This window comes from Mesobacillus foraminis (genome assembly GCF_004340465.1).
Classification (GTDB): domain Bacteria; phylum Bacillota; class Bacilli; order Bacillales; family Cytobacillaceae; genus Mesobacillus_B; species Mesobacillus_B foraminis.
In genome coordinates this window covers 1-23,784 of the sequence record NZ_SLVV01000010.1, presented here as the reverse complement: position 1 = coordinate 23,784, position 23,784 = coordinate 1, and the positions used below count along the sequence as shown (strand labels likewise).

Annotated in this window: 16 protein-coding genes and 1 rRNA gene; 1 reads left to right on the top strand and 16 read right to left on the bottom strand. The window is 41.6% G+C overall.

What is annotated here, in order from left to right; translation table 11 throughout:
- Nucleotides 1-35: 35 nt before the first annotated feature.
- From EV146_RS18375 to EV146_RS18300, 16 genes are all read right to left on the bottom strand, one after another.
- Nucleotides 36-1,361 carry a prolyl oligopeptidase family serine peptidase gene (locus EV146_RS18375; RefSeq protein ID WP_132009254.1) on the bottom strand — a complete coding sequence of 442 codons (1,326 nt, stop codon included), beginning with the start codon at nucleotides 1,359-1,361 and terminating at the stop codon, nucleotides 36-38.
- Between the two features lie 185 nt (nucleotides 1,362-1,546).
- Nucleotides 1,547-2,407 carry an AraC family transcriptional regulator gene (locus EV146_RS18370; protein WP_132009250.1) on the bottom strand — a complete coding sequence of 287 codons (861 nt, stop codon included), beginning with the start codon at nucleotides 2,405-2,407 and terminating at the stop codon, nucleotides 1,547-1,549.
- 364 nt (nucleotides 2,408-2,771) lie between these two features.
- Nucleotides 2,772-4,319, bottom strand: coding sequence for a glycoside hydrolase family 43 protein (locus EV146_RS18365; protein WP_132009247.1), 1,548 nt, complete (start codon nucleotides 4,317-4,319; stop codon nucleotides 2,772-2,774).
- Between the two features lie 89 nt (nucleotides 4,320-4,408).
- Nucleotides 4,409-4,939: a hypothetical protein gene (locus EV146_RS18360; protein WP_132009244.1), complete on the bottom strand. Its 531-nt coding sequence runs from the start codon at nucleotides 4,937-4,939 to the stop codon at nucleotides 4,409-4,411.
- A 69-nt stretch (nucleotides 4,940-5,008) separates the two neighbouring features.
- Complete coding sequence (locus EV146_RS18355) at nucleotides 5,009-6,013, bottom strand: endo-1,4-beta-xylanase (RefSeq protein WP_132009725.1); 1,005 nt, start codon at nucleotides 6,011-6,013, stop codon at nucleotides 5,009-5,011.
- Between the two features lie 59 nt (nucleotides 6,014-6,072).
- The gene (locus EV146_RS18350; protein WP_132009241.1) at nucleotides 6,073-6,981 is read right to left on the bottom strand and encodes a carbohydrate ABC transporter permease; all 909 of its coding nucleotides are present in this window, start codon (nucleotides 6,979-6,981) and stop codon (nucleotides 6,073-6,075) included.
- Nucleotides 6,982-6,996: 15 nt separating this feature from the next.
- On the bottom strand, nucleotides 6,997-7,857 hold the full coding sequence (locus EV146_RS18345) for an ABC transporter permease (protein WP_132009723.1): 861 nt from the start codon (nucleotides 7,855-7,857) through the stop codon (nucleotides 6,997-6,999).
- A gap of 255 nt (nucleotides 7,858-8,112) precedes the next feature.
- Nucleotides 8,113-9,756: a type 2 periplasmic-binding domain-containing protein gene (locus tag EV146_RS18340; protein WP_132009238.1), complete on the bottom strand. Its 1,644-nt coding sequence runs from the start codon at nucleotides 9,754-9,756 to the stop codon at nucleotides 8,113-8,115.
- A gap of 233 nt (nucleotides 9,757-9,989) precedes the next feature.
- On the bottom strand, nucleotides 9,990-11,753 hold the full coding sequence (locus EV146_RS18335; RefSeq protein WP_241993954.1) for a sensor histidine kinase: 1,764 nt from the start codon (nucleotides 11,751-11,753) through the stop codon (nucleotides 9,990-9,992).
- Nucleotides 11,754-11,759: 6 nt separating this feature from the next.
- Nucleotides 11,760-13,307 (bottom strand): response regulator transcription factor, encoded by a 1,548-nt coding sequence (locus tag EV146_RS18330; protein WP_158287131.1) that lies wholly within the window; start codon nucleotides 13,305-13,307, stop codon nucleotides 11,760-11,762.
- 106 nt (nucleotides 13,308-13,413) lie between these two features.
- Complete coding sequence (locus tag EV146_RS18325) at nucleotides 13,414-14,055, bottom strand: YesL family protein (protein WP_158287130.1); 642 nt, start codon at nucleotides 14,053-14,055, stop codon at nucleotides 13,414-13,416.
- Nucleotides 14,056-14,579: 524 nt separating this feature from the next.
- Nucleotides 14,580-15,413 (bottom strand): polysaccharide deacetylase family protein, encoded by an 834-nt coding sequence (locus EV146_RS18320; protein ID WP_132009719.1) that lies wholly within the window; start codon nucleotides 15,411-15,413, stop codon nucleotides 14,580-14,582.
- A gap of 82 nt (nucleotides 15,414-15,495) precedes the next feature.
- A complete protein-coding gene (locus EV146_RS18315; RefSeq protein WP_132009229.1) occupies nucleotides 15,496-16,902 on the bottom strand; it encodes a family 4 glycosyl hydrolase in 1,407 nt (468 codons plus the stop codon).
- Nucleotides 16,899-19,076: a glycoside hydrolase family 88/105 protein gene (locus tag EV146_RS18310; RefSeq protein WP_132009226.1), complete on the bottom strand. Its 2,178-nt coding sequence runs from the start codon at nucleotides 19,074-19,076 to the stop codon at nucleotides 16,899-16,901. Before EV146_RS18310 ends, EV146_RS18315 begins: the two co-directional genes overlap by 4 nt.
- A 21-nt stretch (nucleotides 19,077-19,097) precedes the next feature.
- Entirely contained in the window at nucleotides 19,098-22,304 is a 3,207-nt protein-coding gene (locus tag EV146_RS18305) for a glycosyl hydrolase (RefSeq protein ID WP_132009223.1), read from the bottom strand.
- Nucleotides 22,305-22,317: 13 nt separating this feature from the next.
- Nucleotides 22,318-23,463 (bottom strand): oligogalacturonate lyase family protein, encoded by a 1,146-nt coding sequence (locus EV146_RS18300; protein WP_132009220.1) that lies wholly within the window; start codon nucleotides 23,461-23,463, stop codon nucleotides 22,318-22,320.
- A gap of 226 nt (nucleotides 23,464-23,689) precedes the next feature.
- Here EV146_RS18300 and EV146_RS18295 point away from each other — a divergent pair.
- A 23S ribosomal RNA gene (locus EV146_RS18295) occupies nucleotides 23,690-23,784 on the top strand; the annotation flags it as partial.

Here is a 23,784-nt window from a genome sequence, read left to right as displayed (position 1 = left end):
GGCTGATTCTTTCTGCCAGGGCTTGCTGCGTACTGTTATTCCAGCGATTGATCTGCCAGCCATTCCATTAGAGTTGTCGGCTTACCATCAATTGTTTTAGAAACATCGTTGTTGTATACATAGATCCAGGACCAGTGTCCATCGTATTCATATGGTGTTCCATCTTCTTTTTTGTACAATCCGGAAGTATCGATCACCTTATCAAACAAGGATAGATGAACATCTTTTGCCCCAGCCTCAATCAAACGGTTATAGGTCGGAACTACATATTGGTTAACAGGAACAGTTGTGTCTGTTTTCGCTGAGATGAACCAGATTGGCAGATCCTTTATGCTTTGAATTTCTTCGTCTGTAATCAAACCGTCAGCTAAAGCCTCGCATGTCGGGAAGGCCGCCGCAAAGTACTCCGGATAATCGCGGATCATCAGCATGGTCATATAGCCCCCATTTGAATCGCCGCCAAGAAGAATCCGTTCAGGATCAATATCTGGATTCTTTGCGACATAATCTTTGATCAGCGACATAAGTGCCTCTTGATATTTTGACGTTCCATCGCCGAATCCTGTAAATCCGTCCATCCAAAAAGTCGGAGTTTGGGGAGCCAGCACATAGGCACCATCAAAATACGATTGAATTTCCTCAGACGCAAAATTGGCTGCTTTATTGCCGGAAATCGGAATCGTTGGATCCGTTCCGCCCTCCCCCATGCCGTGAAGCCAGATGATCAGAGGATTCTTTTTATTATCTTTGGCAGGGGCGTAGTCGGCGTAGGTCAAGGTCACATCATCATATGTAGCTTCTCCCGTTCCGAAATCATCAACAAGTTCCCTTACTCCCCCTGCAAACGTATCAGCAACCAGTCCGGAAACCTTTCCTGCTGGTGTCAGGATATCCTTTTGCTGAGTGATCGTATAATCGCTGTCAACCCAGTCGTTTAAAAAAGTATCCATATCAAAATTCATTGCGGAACTCAAGGTGACATTCGGGCCGATTTCCATTTCCAGAAGCGCATATTTCCCGGTTCCCACAGCAGGATTTCCGTTTTTATCAGCTACAAAAGCGTTTGTTACTTTTCGGTTCCCTTCTTCCAGAAAAGGATTGGCAAGCCTGCTGTCCCTTCTTTCAACATGTACCTTAAAGGTCTCTGCTGTTACAGACCCTGCCGGAACCGGCCTGCCTAAATCAACTATCACCTTAGTAATGGCTGGTCCCCAGTCCTCAATTTCAGTCACTGTTTGATAGGATGCCGGCTGTGTTTTAACCTCTTTAGCGGAAGCCCCCGAGCTGAACGAAAGCGTGGCCCCTGCTGCCAGCGTGCATAACATTGCCGTTTTTGCATGTTTCTTCATTCCATTTAACATAGCACTCTGCCTCCTGGTGTTTAATGTAACCGCTTTTATAAAACGATTACTTATATTCTAAAAAACAACTCTCTCAAAATCCTGTCTTTTTTTAGCCAGTTTAAGGATAAATCCTGACCAGATTGATATTTTAAAAGACTAATAGGGAACCCTCAATTAAGTTCCCCGACTCTGTTTTGTGCTTTTTAGTTTTTTTGTTCTTTCCGATACTGGTGGGGCGTAATCTCATAGACAGCCTTGAAGACTCTGTTAAAAGACTTTTCATTGGGAAAGCCGTGGTTCAGCGCGATTTGAATAATTGGATGATCGGTGTTCATTAATTCAGGGAATGATTTTTCGAGACGAATGGCGTTAATATAATTCAAGACCGTCATGCCCGTATGCTTCATAAAAAACCTCGAAAGATACTCAGAGGACAAATTAAATTCGTTTGATAATAGGTCCAGCGATAATTCTTGATTGTAATGATCTTTTATAAAATCAGTAATCAAGGTCAGCCGTTCGATATAATTTCTTGCTTTAAACACGCTCGAGCTCTTTTTATCACTTTTGAAGTTTTTTAACAGATGGTAAATTAACTCATAGGATAAGCTTGTTACTTTTATATAGGCAAGAGGATCCTTTTCAATATCCAGATAGGTGTTAACGATTGAATTCAATATGTTCCGCAGCTCGTCGAATTGCTTCTTTATCTCAATCTCCTGTTCACCATTAGAAATACAATGAAATTCAATCTTGTCACTTTCAGGGTAGACCGCTTTTAAAAAATCAGCAGGAATAAAAAGCGTGAGAGACTTACGATTTTCTCCCCTTCCAACCGAAAAAGAATGAATGGAATTCGAGTTAATCAAGACAATATCACCTTCCCTTGATTCATACTCCTTTCCGTCGATATAGATTTGATCGATCTTCCCGGAGAGAACATAGGAGATTTCCACGCTCTCATGCCAATGCCTTGGAATAAACGCCGAATTGTCGGACGTATGGATGATGATTTTAACCGGGAGATCCTCATGAGGTTCTATTAATTCATAGCTGTAGTCCATTGCCTTGCCACCAGCCTGTCCGTTTTTACTCTAATTATTTAAAATAGTACGAATAAAAAAAGGATTAGTCTACAAATTTCATCTCTGTTCACATCCATTTCTCCAATCTCCTAATTAAAATCCGTTACTCTAAACCTTCCTTAATTTTTGCGATACCTCGGTTATCTTTCATGTCCAGCAACAGAAGATCATCGTATAGCCTTCTCCACCAATTAAATCCTAAATCAAACGAAAAAAGGCAACGCCTCTAGATAAGGACAGTTGCCTGCGTTCGCTAGTATGATGAATTTCTTTTATGCTTATAGAGATTTATACCCGGTTGTATTTTATTCGATTTAATAGCTGATTCAATGTGACCATAGATTTATTTCCCAACATACTCAAACCAGTCAAAATAAGCGGCATTATTGCTGTCAGCACCATTTGAGCTTGCATATAATCCGATTTCTGTGCCAACAAAACCTCCGGCGACGTCTGTGCTGAGGATTCTTCCATCTACTTTTTCAATCAGGGTTTTAAAATTCGAAGGGCTTTCACTATAATAAAAGCTATAATCCTGCCCGTGAGCTTCAACCTTTAAATATAATCTGGAGGTGCTGATTGGCACTTCCTTCAGAACCTCTTCCGCTCCCCCTGCAGATTTGATTAACCTGATGACTTTTTCCTCACCAGTTTGTGTATAAACAAAGCTAAAGTTGAATTCATTACTTTGCAATAACACCAAACCTGCTGCTTCGTTTTCAGCCATTGGAGCGAATTCCATTAAAGTAGAAGCGGCAAAGTCGATATGCTGCTGTCTTCTTCCAACAAAGCTCGGATTAGCAAGTTCCGTTATCCTTTCAGGTCTCAGTTTTAAACTTAAATAACCTGAACGTTCAGCCAAGCTATAAAATTTTTCTCGCGGTGTGCGTAAAAAATTCCATTCGAGATTCAGGTCTTCACCATCAAAATGATCGCACACTGAAGGAATAGAAGGCTTAACAACCGGTAAATCAGGCATTGGATATGTCATCTCCAGTTTCCCTGTTCCAGGACTCATAATTGGCCACCCATCTTCCCAGGCAACCGGAAGCAAAAAGGTTTCTCTTCCCAGGTTTCGATAATATCCGCCATAAATTCGCGATGCCAGCCCTACTGCCCACCATTCACCATTTTGAGTTTCTACAAAATCACAATGGCCCACATTTACGACAGGGTAATCACGGCCCAAGTGTCTGTGAGTAAGGATTGGATTGCCTGGATTTCCAACGTAGGGCCCTGTAATTTCATTGCTGCGCGCGATTGAAACCGCATGCTCATGACCTGTCCCTGCCTCCGAAATCAAAAGATAATAATATCCATTCATTTTGTAGATATGGGGACCTTCCGGCCAAATGGCATCCCTTAAAGCTCCCCTCCACAATCCGTACGTTTCTCCCACTAATTTCATCGTTTCCAGGTCAAGTTCTTGAAGCCATATTTCCCAGTTGCCACTATACTTTTCGCCTTCCGGGGCGGGTCTTGTACCAACATAATAGGCTTTGCCGTCTTCATCGAAAAATAATGAAGGGTCAATCCCAGGCGAATCCAGATAATACGGATCTGACCAAGGACCTGCTGGGTCTGCAGCAGTAACCAGGAAGTTTCCTCCATGTCCAACGTTCGTCGTTATCATATAGAAAACACCATCATTGTACCGAATAGTAGGTGCAAAAATTCCTTCAGACTGCTTTTGACCATCTAAAGGAAGCTGAGATGGCCGATCTAAGACATGGCCGATCTGTTTCCAATTAACAAGATCCCTGCTGTGAAAAATAGGTACTCCTGGATAATAGGCAAAAGAAGAAGTGACTAGATAATAGTCCTCATTTACTCTGCAAATGGAAGGATCGGGATAAAAGCCTGGAAGGATTGGGTTATTAAACGTTTTCATAATCTTAAACTCCTATTAATTTATTAGGGCAGCATTGTCACTGAATGCAAAAGTGTAAAAGAATTAACTCATATATCTACATTAGTAATTTAGTTATCAGTTAAGTACTTTAGCAGTTCTAGAGCTTCTTCTTTGTCTTCGCTATAATTAGGGATAAACGCAGCCAATGGCTTTTGCAATGTCATGCCAATTTCCTTGAGAAGCAGAGACTCGTTTCCCACAGGCACTGCATATACTTGCCACTCTCCGGTATCTGGATCCTTCCCTTTAAACTCTTCGAGAGGAACACCATTCATTAATTGATCATCTGCCATTTCCGTTAATGCTGTAAAAGAAGCTGGATCAATCATGTTCTTCACGTCTTCCTGAGGTACAAAAAAGATATCTCCATTCCTGCCGGCTAATTCGATTGCTATTTTTTCATGATGAAACGGGTAAAATTCCAATTGAAGCTTATCGTCCCCGCCGATTTTTTTAGCGATAATGGTTTCCGCCTCATCATCCACTTCAGTTGGCAGTTCCGAGAAAAATAATAGGTTTAATTTGTCTTCATTTTGGCTGCATCCACTAGCCAAAGCCACCAATAAAGTAACCACCAAGAATAGTCCAACGTTTTTCATGACTCACACCCTTATAGATAAAAACATGAAGAATAATGCCCATAACCCATATTTTCTATTTCTATCAATCTATAAATCTACAACTTCCCAAAAGGACTGTTTCGGTTTAAGATCTCGATCAAACAGCAATGGCCAGTTTTTTCTTCCTCTAACGGGGAAATCATCGAGCCAAGTGTAGTTGTCTGCAACTCCCCAAAATGTAACCGAGGAAATGACATCCGAATACTCTCTCAGCAATTCAAATAGGTTTTTGTACCGTTGTGTTTGCTCAGCTGCCATTTCTGCCGTCGGAGCTTTCAGGTCCGTGCGTTTATCCTCAAAGGAAAATACGGAAACATCCATTTCTGTGATATGAAGTTTTAAGCCTAATGAGGCATAACGCTCTATTGCTTCCCTGATATGGTCGAGAGACGGATTGGATAAATTCCAATGTGCCTGCAAGCCAATTCCATGAATCGGCACCCCTCTTTCGATTAAGCCCTTTGTCATTGTATAAATTTTTTCTCTCTTTTCCGGGTCGGACTCATTGTAATCGTTATAGAACAACTCAGCCCCTGGATCTGCCATATGAGCAAATTCAAACGCTTTGTCGATAAAATCATCGCCGATAATTTGTTTCCATTTTGAATCCCTTAACAGCTGTGTGCCATTATCAGCAATCGCTTCATTCACAACATCCCAGCTATTGATTTGACCTTTGTATCTTTCCATTACAGTAACAATATGATTCTTCATTCGCTCTAATAACGTTTGCCTATCCGTTATTCCGCCATTTTTGTTGTCAAAGACCCAATCGGGTGTTTGATTGTGCCAGACCAGAGTATGCCCTCTTACGTTCATTTCATTATGTTTGGCAAACGCTACAAGATCATCGGCATGATCAAAAGTAAAGTTCCCCTCTTCCGGCTGCAGGTTTTCAAACTTCATATTATTTTCTGAAGTAAGACTATTAAAATGCTTAACAATGAACTCTTTTTGGGAATTTAGAGTCATAGGGTTAACTGCAGCTCCAACAAGGAAATCGTTTTTTAAGACTTTATATAAAGAAGGGATTTCCCCTTGATTTACATCTATAGTCACAAGACACACTCCTTTAGGTGTTTAAAAAGTTTCAATCGCTCTTTTCCTAGCTATTATTTGACTGCTCCCAATGTCATTCCCTTTACAAAGTACTTTTGCAGGAACGGGTAGACACAGATGATTGGCAGGCTCGCAACTATTGTCATGGTTGCCTGAATCGATTTCGGTGTAACAGTATTGGCAGCATGTTCACCACTGGCCTGGGCGGAGTTCCAATCACCATTCGAAGTTGCAGTGTTTTGCAGTACCTTCATTAACTCATATTGCAATGTCGTCAAGCTTTCATTACTTGAGTTATACAAGAATACGTCAAACCATTGATTCCATTGTCCTACGGCAACAAATAACGATACAGTAGCCAATACCGGCAAGGAAAGAGGCAGCACAATCTGGAAGAAAACTCTAAAATCTCCGGCTCCGTCAATCCGGGCTTGTTCAAAGATACTTTTTGGGATGCCTTCGATAAAAGAGCGCATGATAATCAGATTGAATGCACTTATCAGCCCAGGTATAATGTAAACCCAAAATGTTCCGATTAAATGTAAGTCTCTCATTAATAGGTACGTTGGAATTAATCCACCATTAAAATACATGGTCATAATAAAAATAATGGTTATTGATTTTTTAAAAACAAATTTCTCTTGTGCAATTGCGTATGCCACCATTGCTGTACATAATATGCCTATAGCAGTACCAATTAACGTCCTTGCTACAGAAACGATAATTCCCTGTACGATCGATGCCTGGCTAAATACATATTCATAGTTGCGCCAGGTAAATTCTCTTGGCCATAAATAAATGCCGCCTTTTACTGAATCAGTTGCAGAGTTCAAAGAAAGAGCAATCTGATTTAAAAAAGGGTAAAGCATGACGACACTTAGCAGAATCATGAAAGTAATGTTACAGGTATCAAAAATGACATCTTCTCTTGTTCTAAGCAAATTCTTTCTTTTTTTACTCATTCTTTCGTGCACCCCCTAGTATAAACCGCCCTGGCCCATTTTTTTCGAGAACGAATTAGCTGCTATCAGGAAGATTAAACTAATAACGGTTTTAAATATTCCCGCTGCCGTGGCTAAAGAAAAGTTAAACATGGAAATGCCGTAATTGATGACAAATACATCGATATTTTCAGAATATTCTATGTTCTGTCCGTTCCCTAATAGATATTGAGCTTCGAAGCCAGCTTCAATAATGTATCCAATATTCATAATTAAGAGGACAACAATCACTTGTTTCATTCCAGGGATCGTTACATATCTGATTCTTTGTAATCTTGAGGCACCGTCGATTTTGGCAGCTTCATACTGTTCCTGGTCGATCATTGATATGGCAGCTAAATAGATGATTGTATTCCAGCCAACATTCTTCCAAATATCCGAAGCAGCCAGGATCCCCCAAAAATACTCACCGACGCCCAGCCAAAGGATCTTGGTATCAATAATATTAAGAGCCATCAAGATTTCGTTTATGATTCCATCAATGGATAAGAGGGATGAAATTAGGGCGGCAGCTACAACCCAGGAAAGAAAATGTGGCAGATAGCTGATGGTTTGTACAACTCTCTTAAATTTTACATTCGTTAACTCATTAATTAAAACGGCTAACCCGATCGCAGTAACAAAACCTAAAACCAGGTTGATCATACTTTGTGCCAGCGTGTTCCTAAGAACCCCCAGGAAACGCTCATCTTTAAATAGGAAGATGAAATGTTTAAAACCCACCCATTCTTGTTCCGAGAAGGCACGTGCAGGTTTAAAGTCCTGAAATGCCATCGTCCATCCCCAAATAGGGAGATATTTAAAAACAAACACCCATATGACAAAGGGGACGGTCATCAATAATAATGCTTTTTGACTTTTACATTTTTTAAGAAAGGCTTTCAGTCCCTTTACTTGATCCGTCTGCAGTGCTGGGGAAGCAGGTGTATTCACTTTTGTTTGGGCTTGCACTTTATTACCTCCTATTCATTAAATGAATTTTAAACAATTACATTTAGAGAAGGGTAAACGGCGAAGTGGAATTGAACTTAAAAAGGCGAAGGCTGAACTTCCTCTTATAGTCATTCAGCCTTCTCTAAGTTATTTCGTTCCCTACTTCATAAGCTCCACTTCTCTATTTACAGAATCCTGCATTACTTTTTCATAGGCTTTGTACGGAAGCTTATCGAATTGCTTCTTAAATTTGTTCCACTCCGCATCAAATTTAGCTGGATCTGCAAGTATGATATCTGGGTAAGAACGTTTGATTAGATCACGTGACTGCTGGTCATACAGCTGTGCTTCGGAACCTGTCTCGATTGCTGCATCCCAAAACGGGAACCATGGTGCTGGTTCTGGTTCAGTAAAGAGATCAGTAAATGTTTCAATGTTATATGCTTTCAAAAACTCTTTATCAACTTCATCATAAGCAAGCTGGGCAACTTCTGGCTGAACAACTGGATCAACAGAATTCCCGTCGTCAAACTTGCCACCCATGATTGGCCAGTACCAGCCCAGGGCTGTAAAACCGAACTCATCTCTAAACTTTTTATCGGCAGTTAGATCAATTTGTTCCTGTGTCCGATAAAAACGACCGTCATCATTCACTTCATATGTTTCGCCCTCGATACCCCATGTGATTAATTTTTGAGAATCAATTTTAGCCATGTGGTCTAAATACTTTATAATCCTGACTTGATCTTCTTCAGCAGTGCCAGTCGTTAATCCCATACCAGGAGACGTCACAAAGGATTCTGGATTCAAGTATTGATCTTTGATTCCTTCCTCGAACACAATAGGGAATCCCATAAAGTCATTATAAGGATCATCATCTTGCTCAAGAGTATCTAAAGCTGTACCAGATTCCCAGCGTGGTCCAAACCATCCAACAACGCGTCCCGACGATATTTTGGCTAAATATTCATCAAAGTTTTGTGTGAAAGCTTCCTTGTCCAATAGTCCCTTCTTGTTTATTTCATTTAATTTCCCAAGCCATCTCTTGGTTATATCTTTATTGTGATAAACCGATACTTCCTGGGTTTCATTATCAACAATGATTCCTTCTTGTTCACCTGATAAGAAGGCTGGAGGATCAAAGAGTTGTCCGACATGCCAGTCATATTGTAATAATGTATAAGGAATTGTATCTGCACCATTTGTAGTCGGGTGGGCCTTTGCATATTTTTCAATAATTTCAAAATACTCATCCACTGTCTTAGGGTGCGGATAACCCTGCTCTTTCAATGCTTCCCGTTTAATAAAGAAGGCACTCTGTCCGATATTCGGCGGCTTGATATACCCATTGGATACACCAGATGGAAGAATATAAATATTGCCATCCTCTTGTTTCATTTTTTCCCAAATTGGATCATACAGTTTTCTAAGGTTCGGAGCATGCTCCTCAATCAGGTCATTAAGCGGTACAAATCCGCCTGCATCAATGACATCATTTGTTGCATTTTGAGCGTTTAGTAGTTCTGGGTATTCACCGCTGGCGATCATTGTCCCGATCTTTTGGTTGCTGTCCCCTACGATATGCTCGATATCAAAGTTAACACCCGTTTCCTTTTCGAACATCTTTCCAATTTTAGTATCAGCAGTATTAATATCCTTTCCTGTGGAGGATGCGTTAAAGAAAGTATAAGTAAATGCTTCCCCTTCCCCTTTTCCGGTTTTTTCATTGTTTGAACAAGCAGCTAATAAAAACAGCATGACCAGCAAACTAAAAGCTAAAAACATTGACTTCCTTTTAAACAATTCAATTCCCCCTTAAGTTTGAAAAATAGCATCAACGCAATATTGAAAGCACTTTCATTATAGCTGACATACCGGTCTGAAATGACCATACAAAGTATAGTTTTTACTTTGTAAACTTTAGTAGCATCTGATTGAAAAAAACAAAAAACAATGCATGCCGATATTTCTATCAGCATGCATTGGCCTTTTTGATCTCCAAGGAAATCCAGGCAATGACCCGGACTAACAACTGTTCATCTTATGCATGGTAAGATGATACTGATTGTTGTTCCTGCTCCCTTGGTGCTAGTAATGCTAAACTCAAAATTGTCTTCATAATGAAGCTTTAATCGACAGTAAACGTTTTTTATCCCAACATGCTCCCCAATGTCTTCAGCCTCTTCCAGCGATTGCAATAACCGTTCATATTCCTCTTTATCCATCCCTTGACCGGTATCAGTTATCTCACAGATTAAATGATCCCGGTTGCTTTTAATCGAAATGTTAATCATCCCTTTCCCTTTTATGGGCTCGATCCCATGTATACTTGCATTTTCAACGAAAGGGATCAGAGACATGTTTGGTATAAGACAATTATAGGCATCCGGATCTACATCGATGTGATATTGCATTTTATCATCAAATCGGTAATATTGAATTTCCAGGAAACATTTAATAAGATAGATTTCCTCCTCAACCTTAACCCAGTCTTTTCCCCAAATAAATGATTTCCTAAGCATGCTGGCTATATTGTGAATGATTTTGGCTGTTTCGTCTTCTTTTTTCAGGATGCTCCTCATACGAATCGTTTCCAGGACATTAAACAAGAAATGTGGATTAATTTGACTTTGTAAGGCACTTAGCTGGGCTTGCTTCCTCTGTAATTCCAAATTCTTTTTTTGAATATCGGCTATATAAACCTCATTAATAAGTTTCTTTATTTTCGAAGCCATTCTATTAAATGCCTGTGTCAGTTCACCTATCTCATCTCCATGGCGAGCTCCTTCGATCAGTTCAAAATGCTGGTCCTCTACTTTCCTCATATGCTTTAAAATCCGTAAAATTCTAAAATGGAGGGAGCTTGTAATATAAATAATAAAAAGCGAAGGAAATATTAAATTGATAAGTGCTAAATAAAGAATGAAGTTACGGGAGCTTTCAACTTCCTCCAGCAGCACATGTTCTTGAGCCACACCTACTACCTTCCAATTATTTAAATATTTAAGATTGAATGATTCTTCAAAAACAACATGGTCATCAGGTAATTTTACCGATGGATATTTAATATTTCCTTCAGCCCAATTCACCTTGGGATTTGTTGTATACTCAATCATGCCTTGCCCATTCAATAAATAAATATCTCCCGGAAATGTAACGTCATTAAAAAGATTGTACATTAACCTTAAATCGAGTTTTATTTCCAGTATTTTTTGTGTAGAATCGATTGTCACATAATTGTCCAATTCTCTAATTAAGCTAAATGTATCCAGTTTTCCGGATTCTCCAATTCTGCGAGTCAAAACGGGATAAGAATTTCGAACAAGCTCAGAATCCTTATACCACTCAGAATCTTTAACAAGGGTATCAATTTGCTTAATACCTCCGGCGTATATGACGGTTTCATTATTTGTATACAGGTTAATTGAATGAACAGGAGAGTAGAGCGGAACTTCTTTGCTAATATTATCGTAATAATCATGATAGGCATGAATATAATCTGTCGTTGATTCATACTTTGTTTCTAGGAAATTGTACAATTCATAGTCCGTGTACAGCATAGAAGAAATTCCGACTGCATCTTCTATCGCAATTAGAAAATCATTAGACATCTTTTTTACGGTGAGTGATATATCGTTCATTTTTTGTGTTCTGACATTATTGGACGTAACTTGGTAGAACACGATATGGGTTAGTGTGATTGGAATAAAAACGGCAAAAATATAAATGATTAACAGTTTTTGTCTTAAACCAATATTATTAAAATTGAATACTTTCATTTTATCCACAAAGTCCGCCATCTTCTGTTATAATTTTTTTCGATATTGAGTCGGAGTCATTCCAGTAGCCTTTTCAAATTGTGTCACAAAATAATCAGAATTAGAAAACCCGACACATTCAGCCACCTGGAAAATTCGCATATCTGTCTGCCTTAATTTTTTTTTAGCTTCGCTTATTCGCACTTGTAAAATATAATCCTTAAAATACATGCTGTAGGTTTTTTTGAACAACTGCCCCATGTACACTGGGTTTAAATAAAACTTATTGGCGATATTTTTCAATGTGAGATCCTCTTGGTAATGAGTATCAACGTATTTCTTAATCCGACGGATATTTACCGCTCCACATTCCTTACTCATTCGATTCAACATGGCTGCTGCCTCTAGCAAGAATTCTAAAAACATTTCCTTGATTACACATAAGGTACGGGGAATGTGATCCCAATTTAACATCTTCTGAAGTGAGATTAGATTCTTTTCATCCCCCTCCATGGACTGAACGGTCCTGACAACTTCATGAACCACCCGATTGATGGATGTCCGAACCGCATCTTTCGCGAATGCCTTAACCTTAAACTGCTCAAACATACTGTCTGTTGTACTTTTAATCTCAGAAGTTTTATTTTCTTCTATTTGCTCCATCAGCAATTGGTATAGAGTTTGATCCAATTCTATGTAATTTACAGAGGAATGTTTGGTATCGCCATAGACAATTGGTTTCTCACAATTTTCTATATATTTATATTGCAAAGCCTTCATTGCAGCTTCATAAGATTCCTTTATCTCGCTCGCATTATTTACCAAACTGCCCACATAAATAGTAACATCACCATTCAGGCATTTCGATAGCTGGTGTTTAAGATTAGTAGAAAATTTGGAAATATCGCCTTTAAATTCCTGAATATCTTCACTTTTGACTAATAGACCTATTCTGTTATTGCCATGTTCACGAAATAAATCAGCAGAACTTAAATCATCTTCATGCATGACTCTGGATATAGTCTCACGTGTCTTCATTGTATTTACAGCCATGTTATTTATTTCTATTATGATATAAGCGATCCCTCTTGTTTCGCTGATATTCAAACTCATCATACAATCATTCAAATGCTCTTGATCAACCTCACCTGTTATTAAATCATTGAAAGCAACCGCTGCAAGCGTATTTTCTCTGCTCTGCTGGAGCTGCAGCTTTTTGGTATGTTCCTCAGCTACCTTTTTCAGTGTCTCTTCAATCTCATCCTTATCTACTGGTTTCAATATAAAATCATGAACACCATACTTAACAGCTTTTTGCGCATACTTAAAATCACTATATCCAGTAATGATGATAAAATTTGGAATTGTAGTTTTTAAGTCTAAAGCATGTTTTATTAGCTCAAGGCCATCTAATACGGGCATCTTGATATCCGTAATCACTAAGTCTGGCGCGTATTCGCTAATGTAAGCCAAGGCATCTTCGCCATTATCTGCTTCGGCACAAACTTCAAATCCACACTCTTTCCAATCAATAAGGTTAATCAGCCCTTTTCGTACATATCGATCATCGTCTACTAAAAATACTTTATACGCCACTGCAGGTTCCTCCATTCAATAAGGCGCCAAACACATTAAATAAAATACCTTTTGTAGATATTACAGCCATTTTTCGAAACTATAGGCAAGATAAAAACATCTAGAGTCACATACTGCTCGGAGTTACATACTGCTTATTTTCAAGTCTGCGAAAAACGGCTAACGTGCAGCTCATCAGGATTAAAGCAATCGAGCTAGTCGTTATAAAAGGAATAAGACCAGGAATAGAGAGCAGCAGAAAATATAGGATCATTAACCCGAGTAACATCAAAATGGTCATGATTGGACTGACCATTGCAATTAAAACCGCATGCCTAAAATATTGATAAAAACTTAAATTGTAATGAACATAGACGGGGACAATATAAAGTAAAGCGATTACATAAACAAGACTTATAAACATTAAGCCCGTAAAAAGCACATAATAAGAAACCCCTGCCATATTCTGAATAAATAAGAAATCCAGGTATAAAAAGGCACCTATTGATACAATGATTAAGCCCATTGCATTAGATTTTAAAAATTCACTCTTATATGTTAAAAAAAATGTTTTGAAAATTTGCTTTCCAGTTGCCTCCTTTATCAGCAAATCACGGACTACCGTAAACATTGCGACTGTGGCTGGCAATACACCAAACAGTATTAATCCTAACATTACACTGGCTAGCCATAATAAATTAATATAAGCTAACCACATAATCCACTCTAACAAAAGGTAAAATTTAGCCCTGTTAAGAACTTTGCCCATCGTAGACCATTCCTCCTTCTCCCTTAATCTGAATGTCTTGATCCATCTTTTAATAAAAAGAGGAACAACCATATTAGTCTTATAATACAAGAGTAACAGCATCTGTAAATGTAAGCACTTACAATTATAACTTAGATTATATGGCCCCATTACCGTATAAAATATAGTTTTTACTTTGATATTTTTAGGAGCTTCGTATATTCCAAGTTTAATCCTAGACAAATCTCAGCAATTATGCAACTCCATGTGCCTGTGCCAAAGGACAAAACAAGGACACTCGCCAAGGGTTCGCATACCCTATCACCCATAGCAGACGTTCAATGTCGAGTAAATGAACATGCGTCGCACAAAAAAAAACAGATTGGAATGTTCAGCATCCAATCTGCTTAAATCCTAAAAATTATATAATAGTCAAACCTGGGACAATAATCTGATAAATCTTTTTACTCAGCGATTTACCTCATCCATTTAGACGTAATGGCATCAAACTCTTCTGCGTAATATTCAGGACTGACCCATGTCTTTTACGGTTCGAGCCCAATTACAGCGCCTTCTTCCTCAGCCAAACAAACCTGCGCCCCGCCTTTTACTTCAACAATTTTCTCATCCACACTTAGCCATACCGACAAGGCTGAAGGGTTATAGACAAACTGGCTGTCTGCCGCAAACTTGAGGCTCCGGAATGCGTTTATATAATCAATGATTTCGATATTCGTAGCATACCAGATATCCCCGCGGTTCCCGATATACTCGCAGAAGGTTTCAATGACGTCCCAGTTTTGGTCGTTGTCAAACTCGTAGCTGTGTCCCCAAACATACATCATATATAAATACTGCTTTTTATGAAGCTGTACAAAGTTGTCAGCCAGCTTCATTAAACCCTTGTTGTGATGGCAGGTTGGATTCCATTCCAAAAAGTCGTCAGGAATGGAAAAATTTCCGGTGCTGTTCACCGTTCTGGAGTATTCGATTCCCAAATAAGGCAGTATCTCTTTTATGTACGTATTATAAGAACCGTTCGGATAGGACATGCCCCTGACTGTGTATCCCGCTATCTTTTCCAGGTTTTTGCGGTCTTCCATTACTTCATGCACCAGCTGTTCTTTAGGTGACCTTGCAATGGTTGGGTGTGTCAGCGTATGCGCAGAAATTTCGTGTCCTTCATAAAGCTCGGCCACTTCATTTTCCGGAATGCGGTCTCCGGTCCCAAAAAGGCCGGAATTAATATGAAAAGTCCCCTTGATTCCATTGCTGTTAAAAATATCCACAAGCCGTCTGTCGGCAGCTCTTCCATCATCATAGCTCATTGTCAGTACTTTATACTTTCCTTCTGGAAAGGTCATCACCACTTTGGGCATCAGATTCACCTCGTTTAATAGTTTCCTTGCCAAATCGAAGAACTCCCGTGCAGCTATGCACTGCACGGACAGTTCATTGAACTTACTGCTTTACCGCCTCAAATTCCCACCCTGGCAAATAGCTTTTTGTATTGAACAGCATCTTCTCAAAGAGCTCTTCTGCTTCCTCAGGTGACAACGTGCTTAACAGCGGATCTTGAGTAAAGGCTCTTAAAGCAAGCTCTCTGTCACAGTCAATCGCTGCCCTCAGTGTCATTTCCTGGATATGGATATGGCGCAGCACCATATTATTGATTGGTGCCGGCAACCCGCCTGACACAATAGGCTGCACAGAGTTGTGGCCAAAAACGGCATTGGTTTCGACCACCGAATTTTGCGGCACACCTTCCATTTGACCGAGATTCGGGAGATTGACATTTGACACAATATCGCCAAGCCCAAGTAGAGCCTTAATCATGAGAACCCCTTCCTCACCCGTTGGCCTGAGGACAAAGGACTCCTCGCCTTGAGCAAGACGCTTCCCTTTTTCATGAAGTTCCTTGCCTTTTTGGATCCTCCAGTCCACAGGGGTCAGCCCGAATTTCCATTCCTTCACTTTTTCGCGGTCTTTTAAATACCAGGTATTCGGCATAAATTCCGCCAAGTGACGGTCACCGGCAGCGGCAATGAGACCGAACTTTTTAAACAGATCGAATTTGACTCTTTGTGCGGAGGCAAAGTGATCGTTCATCCAATGCCCTTCTTTTTTTCCTTCAAACCCGGAAACATAGTATTTATCAACAAATTTCTGATACAGAGGAATCAAATCAATATTTTTATAAGCAGCCTGGTCGAGCCATGTAAAATGATTGATGCCAAGAACATTGACTTTAATGTCGCTGCGCTGAACATTCTCGATGCCTTCCATGTCTTCGAGCATCATGGCAAGGAGTTTTTGTGTTCCAAAAACCTCGTGGCAGCAGCCAAATGCCTTTATTTCCGGAAACACTTCATAGAGAGTCCTTGTACACAGGCTCATCGGATTGGTATAGTTGATGACCCAGGCATTCGGTGAATGCTCCCTGATTTCCTTGGCAATTTCCACAAATAACGGAATCGTCCTTAAGGCCCTGACCATTCCGCCCGGCCCAACGGTATCGCCTACAGATTGGTAGATTCCGTATTCCTCCGGGGTATGGACATCGGACTTCATTTCCTGAAAGGTACCCGGGAGTATGGAGATGATGACAAAATCAGCGCCCGTCAATGCTTCTTTTAACGTGGGAACAGCCTCATAATCCCACTCGCCGACAACATCCTCCCTATCTCGCAGTCCATTTCCGATTCTTTCATTTTGCTTTGCAGCCTCGTAATTAACATCGTACAGCTTAACAGTCCCGGAAATGCTCTGCTCCACAGCAAGGTCACTCATCAATCCCCAGGCCCAGCCGCGCGATCCGCCTCCAATATAGGCAATTTGAACATTTTTTCTTTGATTTTCAAGATTCATACTAAGCTCCTCCTTTGATTTGAATAGTTTGCTTGAACCAGCCAGTTTTTAAGCTTTAGCGTTTCAATGCCCGCGAGCAAAACAATCCCGATTCCATGTGTATCATTCAATATCCACGTAAGATCATGCTTATAATAATCCTTTGTAAAAGCGTAGCCTGATCCCTGGCAGACGCCATAGACATTCCCCTGTTTATCGATCCCCGCCTTTGAGAGTCCCTCAAAACCGCGGAAGACAGACTGAATATAAGGCTCGTGTTCAGACAGCCAGCCGCTTCGGATTCCTCTTGCAAATGCGTAGATGAACATGGAGGTGCATGATGTTTCTTCATACGATTCATGGTCGTTTAACACCTGGTGCCATAAACCATTTTCGCCCTGAAGGTCCAAATATCCTTTCGAAAGCTCCCTGAAAAAGTCCAAGAGATCCTCACGCTGTTCATGATCCTCCGGCAGCACCGCAAGCAATTCAGAAAGGGAAAACAGGACCCAGCCATTTCCGCGGCCCCAGGCCACTTCTGTTGCTGTATTAAATTTAAAATCATAGACATGCGACATGATATTAAGCTCTGGGATAAACAAATACTCCCGGTAGCGTAAAAATTGGTTAACGGCATCATCAAGGTAAGCACGTTCCCCGGTTTCCTCATAATATCGGCATAGGAATGGAGTGCTCATATAAAGGTCATCACACCAGATGGTATCCTTCATAAAATCAACCGAACCAAATCTTCGGTACAGGACATTGTCCGGCAGCCTGTCTTGTTTGCTGCTGATATAATGGGCAACATCTTCGGCTGCATCCATCGCGCCTCTTAGCGGACCGATCTGATTGGCCAGCAGCATTGTAGCCCCAAATGATCCGCAGTCATCAAGACTGTCAATCGCCGATAACTGGGTGTTGATTCCTGCTGCTCCATACTGCTCTCGATCCCATAGAGAATACTTGTAAAACGAGGTGCAGATTTCAATATGTTTTAGAGCATAGTCGATGATGTCCTGCCGCCTTAACTCTTTCCCCGTCTGCAGGAGTCCATACAACGTGACCCCCAGCGGATAATCCCATTTTCCGAATAGAGAATTTTCCAGATAAGGCCTTACCCATGTATCCGGGCAATCCACCCGCCAGTAAGTTGGGCCTTTATCCGTTTCAAGCAGCGTATCAAGTCTCAGCATGTCCTCAAGTGGAAGCACTGAGGCTGCTGGAAAGGTGCCTCCATAAAGCCAGACATCATTAACCCCCTCAACAGGCACAGGAAGGGTGAATTCATTCCCTTCCAATTGAAAACCCCAGTCACTGCCATGGCAGATGCTTTTCACCAAAACATCATATTCACCATATGGAAGATCAACCGGCACCTGGAACACCTGTCCTTCAGCCGAGCGGTAAACACTATTTCCGTTTACAAACAGCTCCATTTCTCCTTTATGCTCGCCTTTCAGCACATAGGTCTGCGTTCCTGGTCTATGGCAGACAAGCTTGGACCAGGCAATGGCCTGTCTGTTTTCTTCACTCCCAAAAAGGCGGGTTAACTGGAATTCATCAGAGTCCCATTTAAGATTTGGAAGCCATTTTAACTCCGTTCCTGCCTCGCTGGTTCCTTCTCCAGGCAGGTTTTCCAGCTCGGACTCCTGGAGGCCGGAATAGATCCAGCCTTCCTGGCCTTCTCTTTCTGCAGACGGTGCTAAAAAATGCATCGGATACCGTTTAAACGATCCGGTTCCAAAGATTCCGCCAAATCCGGAAGGCGTTTTCATAAATTGCAGAACAAAATGATTCCAGCCTTTTTTTAGAGCCACCCGAATATGGGTTTTACGATTCGGATCCGTTTCATCGACAATACTTGATCTGAACGCCAGCTCTTGATTTAGGAATAAACGGGCCGGTCCGAAACAATTTAACGCCAGCGCTATGTCCTTTGGTTCATCGCTCCATAGCTTCGCCCAGGCATAGACGATTTGACCATTTTGGGCATCCGGATATCTTTCATCCAGGTTCATGAGATATCTGTAGTCACTTCCGCGAAGAAACCCGCTTTTACAGAAAGCCCTGAAGGTGATCGGATGCGGCGGGTTACTCCCGATATACCGATCTGAAATTGTAGCTAGGACACTCTCAATCTGGTGATTTACCTTTGAGAAAATACTGTCGTTCCTATGAAAATAGGCTGACAATCGAACCCTCCCCTTTCGTCATTATTTCCTGAGCTTTAAACTGCTCACTTCATGCAGCTTATGCTCGCGGTAATCAAAATACTTTCCTTCCAGCAACCCGATAAGCGTGTTGGTGACCTTGATTTCAAGCTGATTTTCTCCGGAATGGAGAACAGATGATTTCCCCTCCCACTCATATGGAGTCCAAGCTCTGACACCGAGGGATTGTCCATTCACAAGAACCTCGATGCAATCGTGAACATCCGGATCAAGATCAGTGAAACGGAGGACAAAATCTTCCTCCTCTGCCATTCTTTCCAGGTTGATTCTGCGGGTGAAAGAAAGTGTCCCTGCATAGTATGGATAGCTTTCATACGGTCCCGGCTTAATAGTTGAATGTACTGCAGCATCCGTCAGGACAGGATGCCCTTCCACATTAAAAGCGACCCCAAAATCTCCTAATAGATAAACTGCATCCACCACCCCATCCCAATCGTGTTCCACTTCCACTTCAATCCGCAGGAGATTCTCCCCTTTTTTCAGCAGCGGCAGAACATCACAGACAAGGTTAGAGTGATCATAGACAAACCGTTTTTCAAAGCCTTCCACGGATTGACCATTTAGTAAGATTTGATAAGGACCGAAAACAGCTCCTTCATCCATCAAAAGGGAGGCCGTCCCAGGAAGCTTGTCAGTAAAGAATTTCTTTTCAAAAACACATGCAACAGGGTACTTTATTCCAGCCTTCATCGGAGTCCCGAACACCTGATGAAAAGCGACAGGCAATGCTTGTTCATTTTCAAGGTCGGCACACTGGTCGATAAACGTTTTAACCCCTACGACTGACCTTCCATCAGTTTCATTATTTTTAGGGTTAATCACCATATCAAATGTGTCGAAGCGGATGGCATTTTCCTGAAGGGCCCTTACCTCCCAGTCCCCCTTTGAGTCAATCTCCCACTTCCAAGGTTCAGGACCTTTGTGCTCAATAGAAGGTTCCTCTGCCCGGTTTATTTGAACAAGCTCACTCTGAAAGGAGTCAAAATGCAACTCAAGCTTCCACCCTCTCCCTGAACGCACGGCAGCCAGTGCCTCTGACTCGCCGGTTTGTAAATTCAGCCTATGAAACTCGCAAGGATAGGAAATCGAAAGAGTACCCTGCTGCTCTCCTTCTTCCTGGTTGGTCATGAAAATCAGGGTGGAAGAATCAGACAGTCTCCGCTTCTCGGTTAAAAAGCTTTTCTTCCCGCTCGCAGAAGCAAAAGTTATTTCCTCATCAACATGATTTTCTACTAATTTGAGTAAAAGGGAGGAATCGCCCGAGGGAATAAAATACGCTTTCTGCTTCCCTTTTACCAGGATATCCTGCCCGGCAGGCGCGTTCCAATAATCAGAAACTGCAGAGGCATCCGCCCCGAAGACATCCAATATTGCTTGACTTGTTGAAGTATTTGTATCAATCACTTCATATGGAAGCAACCCGTTTGCAATCACCGTTCCGCCTTGATCAAGGAACGTTTTCACCTGCTTCCATGCGGCCTCTTCCAGGTTCGACAGGGGCGGCAGAATCAAGACAGAGTAGCTGCCATGGCCAATCTTAATTTTCCCATCTGAAATTTCTGCCTGGCTGAGGATTTCAGGATCCAGATGATCATAGCCTTTGTGATGGAGCAGCAGTTCCCTGCAAATGGCAGACCAGTCCGCTTTTAACTTAAAAAGCTTCTCTTTTTCTCCATCCTCTTTCCCACTGTATTGGAAATCATGAAACGGATTCCCCATATGTGACCATAAGCTTGTGGTTGGGTCCAGCACCGCAATCGAACGTTCCGGAATTCCGCAGCTCATCACATACCCCAGTCTTCCAGCATAATCCCCCAGCGTCCGAAAATGCTGCCAATAAGGATTCTGTAAAAATTGGGACGGAGGTGCATCGTGTTTTGTCAGTCCATCCAGTGTATAGAAGAAGGCGTGGAAATTATAAAAATTAATGGAGAACGCCGCCAGACGGTCCAGCATCCATTTCGCATCCTGAAGCGTCATCGACCAGCCTACACTGTGGAAGCATTCAATCAAAGCCCGTTCCCTTCCCAGCTGGTTGCTCAATGAACTGACCATTTTCGGATTTGCCCTGAAGCTCGTTGTATAACGATTCAGAATCCAGTCTAATGATCGTCCCAGCTTTTCATGAGCACTGTCACCGCCGGGTATGTGGCCATACGACTGAGCAGCCATCCGGACAGAAGGCAGTTCTGCCACATACTGGATTCCGTTCTCTTCACACCAGTCATGGATTTGCTTATGGTACGACTCCCTTAGCAGGAGATGAATGGCTTGAAAATAATCATAGCGGACTTTCGCAGTCTGTTCTTCCTCGGCAGCAACCAGCGCATACAGATATTCTTTCAAATCGTAACCATGCTGCTGCTCGAAAAATTCCGGAAGCTTCGGCGACCAGGGGATCCTTCCCAATAAGCCGGTTTCATCCGAGAAGATTCCTTTTACCGTCTTTCCAAATTCTTCACCAAGGCTCTTCGAATACCGTCCGTGCGTCAGCTCAATAAACGTCTTAATGGCTTCCTTATTACAAGGGTCAACGAATGTCCCGTAATATTTAAAATCATTCAATTCCACTTCAAGAAAACAATGGACTTCCCAGGAACCTTCTGGCGCCGTCCACCTCAAGGCTTTAACCGTTTTGTATGTGAAGAACCGTTTCTGATTATAGGCCGTTAACCCTGCTTTTTGAAACACCGGTTCGACCTGATCATTTCCTATATAGCTTTCTAAATCCAGGGATTCCTCCCACACTCTTTCTCCCGTCTCCGGATCAACCGGAACCGCCTTGGCCGATAAAACGCGGCCCCAGGGAAGCTCCATGGAGCATATCCCGCCCCCTTGCACATTTTCGCTTCTATGTTCGAGGGTATAATGTTTCGCATCTGGATGAATCAGCGTTACTTCTCCTCCAGCCATTCCACTGGGATACGGATATTCATCATACAGCCAGACATCCATCTCAAAACTTTTCGCGATCTCCGTTGCAAATTTTACCTTTTGGAACCATTCTTGTGAAAGGTAGGGCACCGTAAGACCCTGCCTGGGACAAATAAAAAAGCCTCCCACCCCTTTTTCGGCCATTTCTTTTATTTGGTGGGTGATTTCTGCCTCATCCATGTCTCCATTCCAAAACCAAAAGGGATGAATGCGGTAAGCAGCCGGAGGATTTTTAAAAGCGTTTACATTAAACAAAATATAACCTCCATTATTCTATTATAAAATCTGGCAATGCAGCTGGATTCTCTGGTATGTCTACCAGATACAAATTTCCATAACCGTTCTTGTCACTTGTAAATAACAATTCACTTCCATCTGGACTGAATCTGGGATGTGCGTGAACCTTTTGGACGTGGAAACTGCACCGGTGTTCACATAAAACTTTGGGGTTTGAAAATCCGTTATTCCCCTGTTCCCAGATGATCATCTTATCAAGTGATCCGCGGCCATCCACAACCACCTTTTCAAACCCGTAAGAATGGGCATGCCAATTCCGAAAGGCAAACTCTACTTCTTGTTCAGCTTCATTATCATAACGGATCTTCCCAAAAAAAGCGGTTCCATTTTGCCGAAAGCCATGGTAGCCAATATGCATTCCATCGGGATGCCAGTATTCATGGCCCACTTTTTCTTGGTATTCCTTCCGAGGGCGTATTTTCCACACTTTTCCTGTTGCTAAATCCAGCCCCCAAATGCGATGATCCACAAGATGCCAAGGTCCTTCATGGCAGAACGTAACGAGATTTGGCAAAGCAGGAGACGTGTTTATATGAGTAATAAAGTTATGGTCTTCATGTACAGCCGTGACATCCTGATTTTCAACTGAAATCTTAAGAATCTGGGCCTTTGGCTTGGCTTCCATTAATTCTCTATGCCCTATGTAGCCGTTCCCCAAGTCTAAATGCAGTCTCTCTGAAAAATCTTCCTGCAAGGTTGTGATAAGATATTTTCCGTCCGCAGTGCAGTTCAAATTCCCCCCAACAAAGCCAGCAGGCCCTTCGTAGAGAATGCTTTCAGCCAATGTATCCAGATGAAGCTGAATAATTTGGCCATTCCTGCGAAAAAAAGCATAGTGGCCATCAGGATGTAGACAAGCCGGCAGAGAATCGAACCTCTTCCTATGATCTGTAAGTTGCGTGATTTCTCCGGTTCGAAGGTCGATGCTGAATAAATTCGTTTTATTTTCGCGGTCAGAACAAAACAGAATTTTATTGCCGCCGTCATACCAGCCATTTTCCGTAAAATAAAGATGATGACTATGTCCCGAATAGTCCGTTAGCTGCCTGATCTGAATTCCTGAATAACGATCCTTGTACAGCTTCCATTCTGGAGGCCATACTTTACCCTTTGACATAACATCCCTCCCAGTTTCCTTTACTATAAAAAAAGCAAACGTTTACATCAATGACAATTTTTTAATTTATAAGATTTGCATATAGTACTTTTTTGTCTGACTATCACTTTTTTGGGTCTTTGGCCAGTCAGGGGAATGCAGTTCCAAAAAGATACCGCAATGAACCTAACCTCCTTCTGGTCCCTTGCTTTAACAGGTTCATACAATTATCTTTTACTTTCAGAGATAAGGTCCCAAAGTATACGTTAAGTGGAAAAGGATGTGGAGTTGCTTAGACAACCAGGATGTTGGCTTAGAAGCAGCCACCATTTAAAGAGTGCG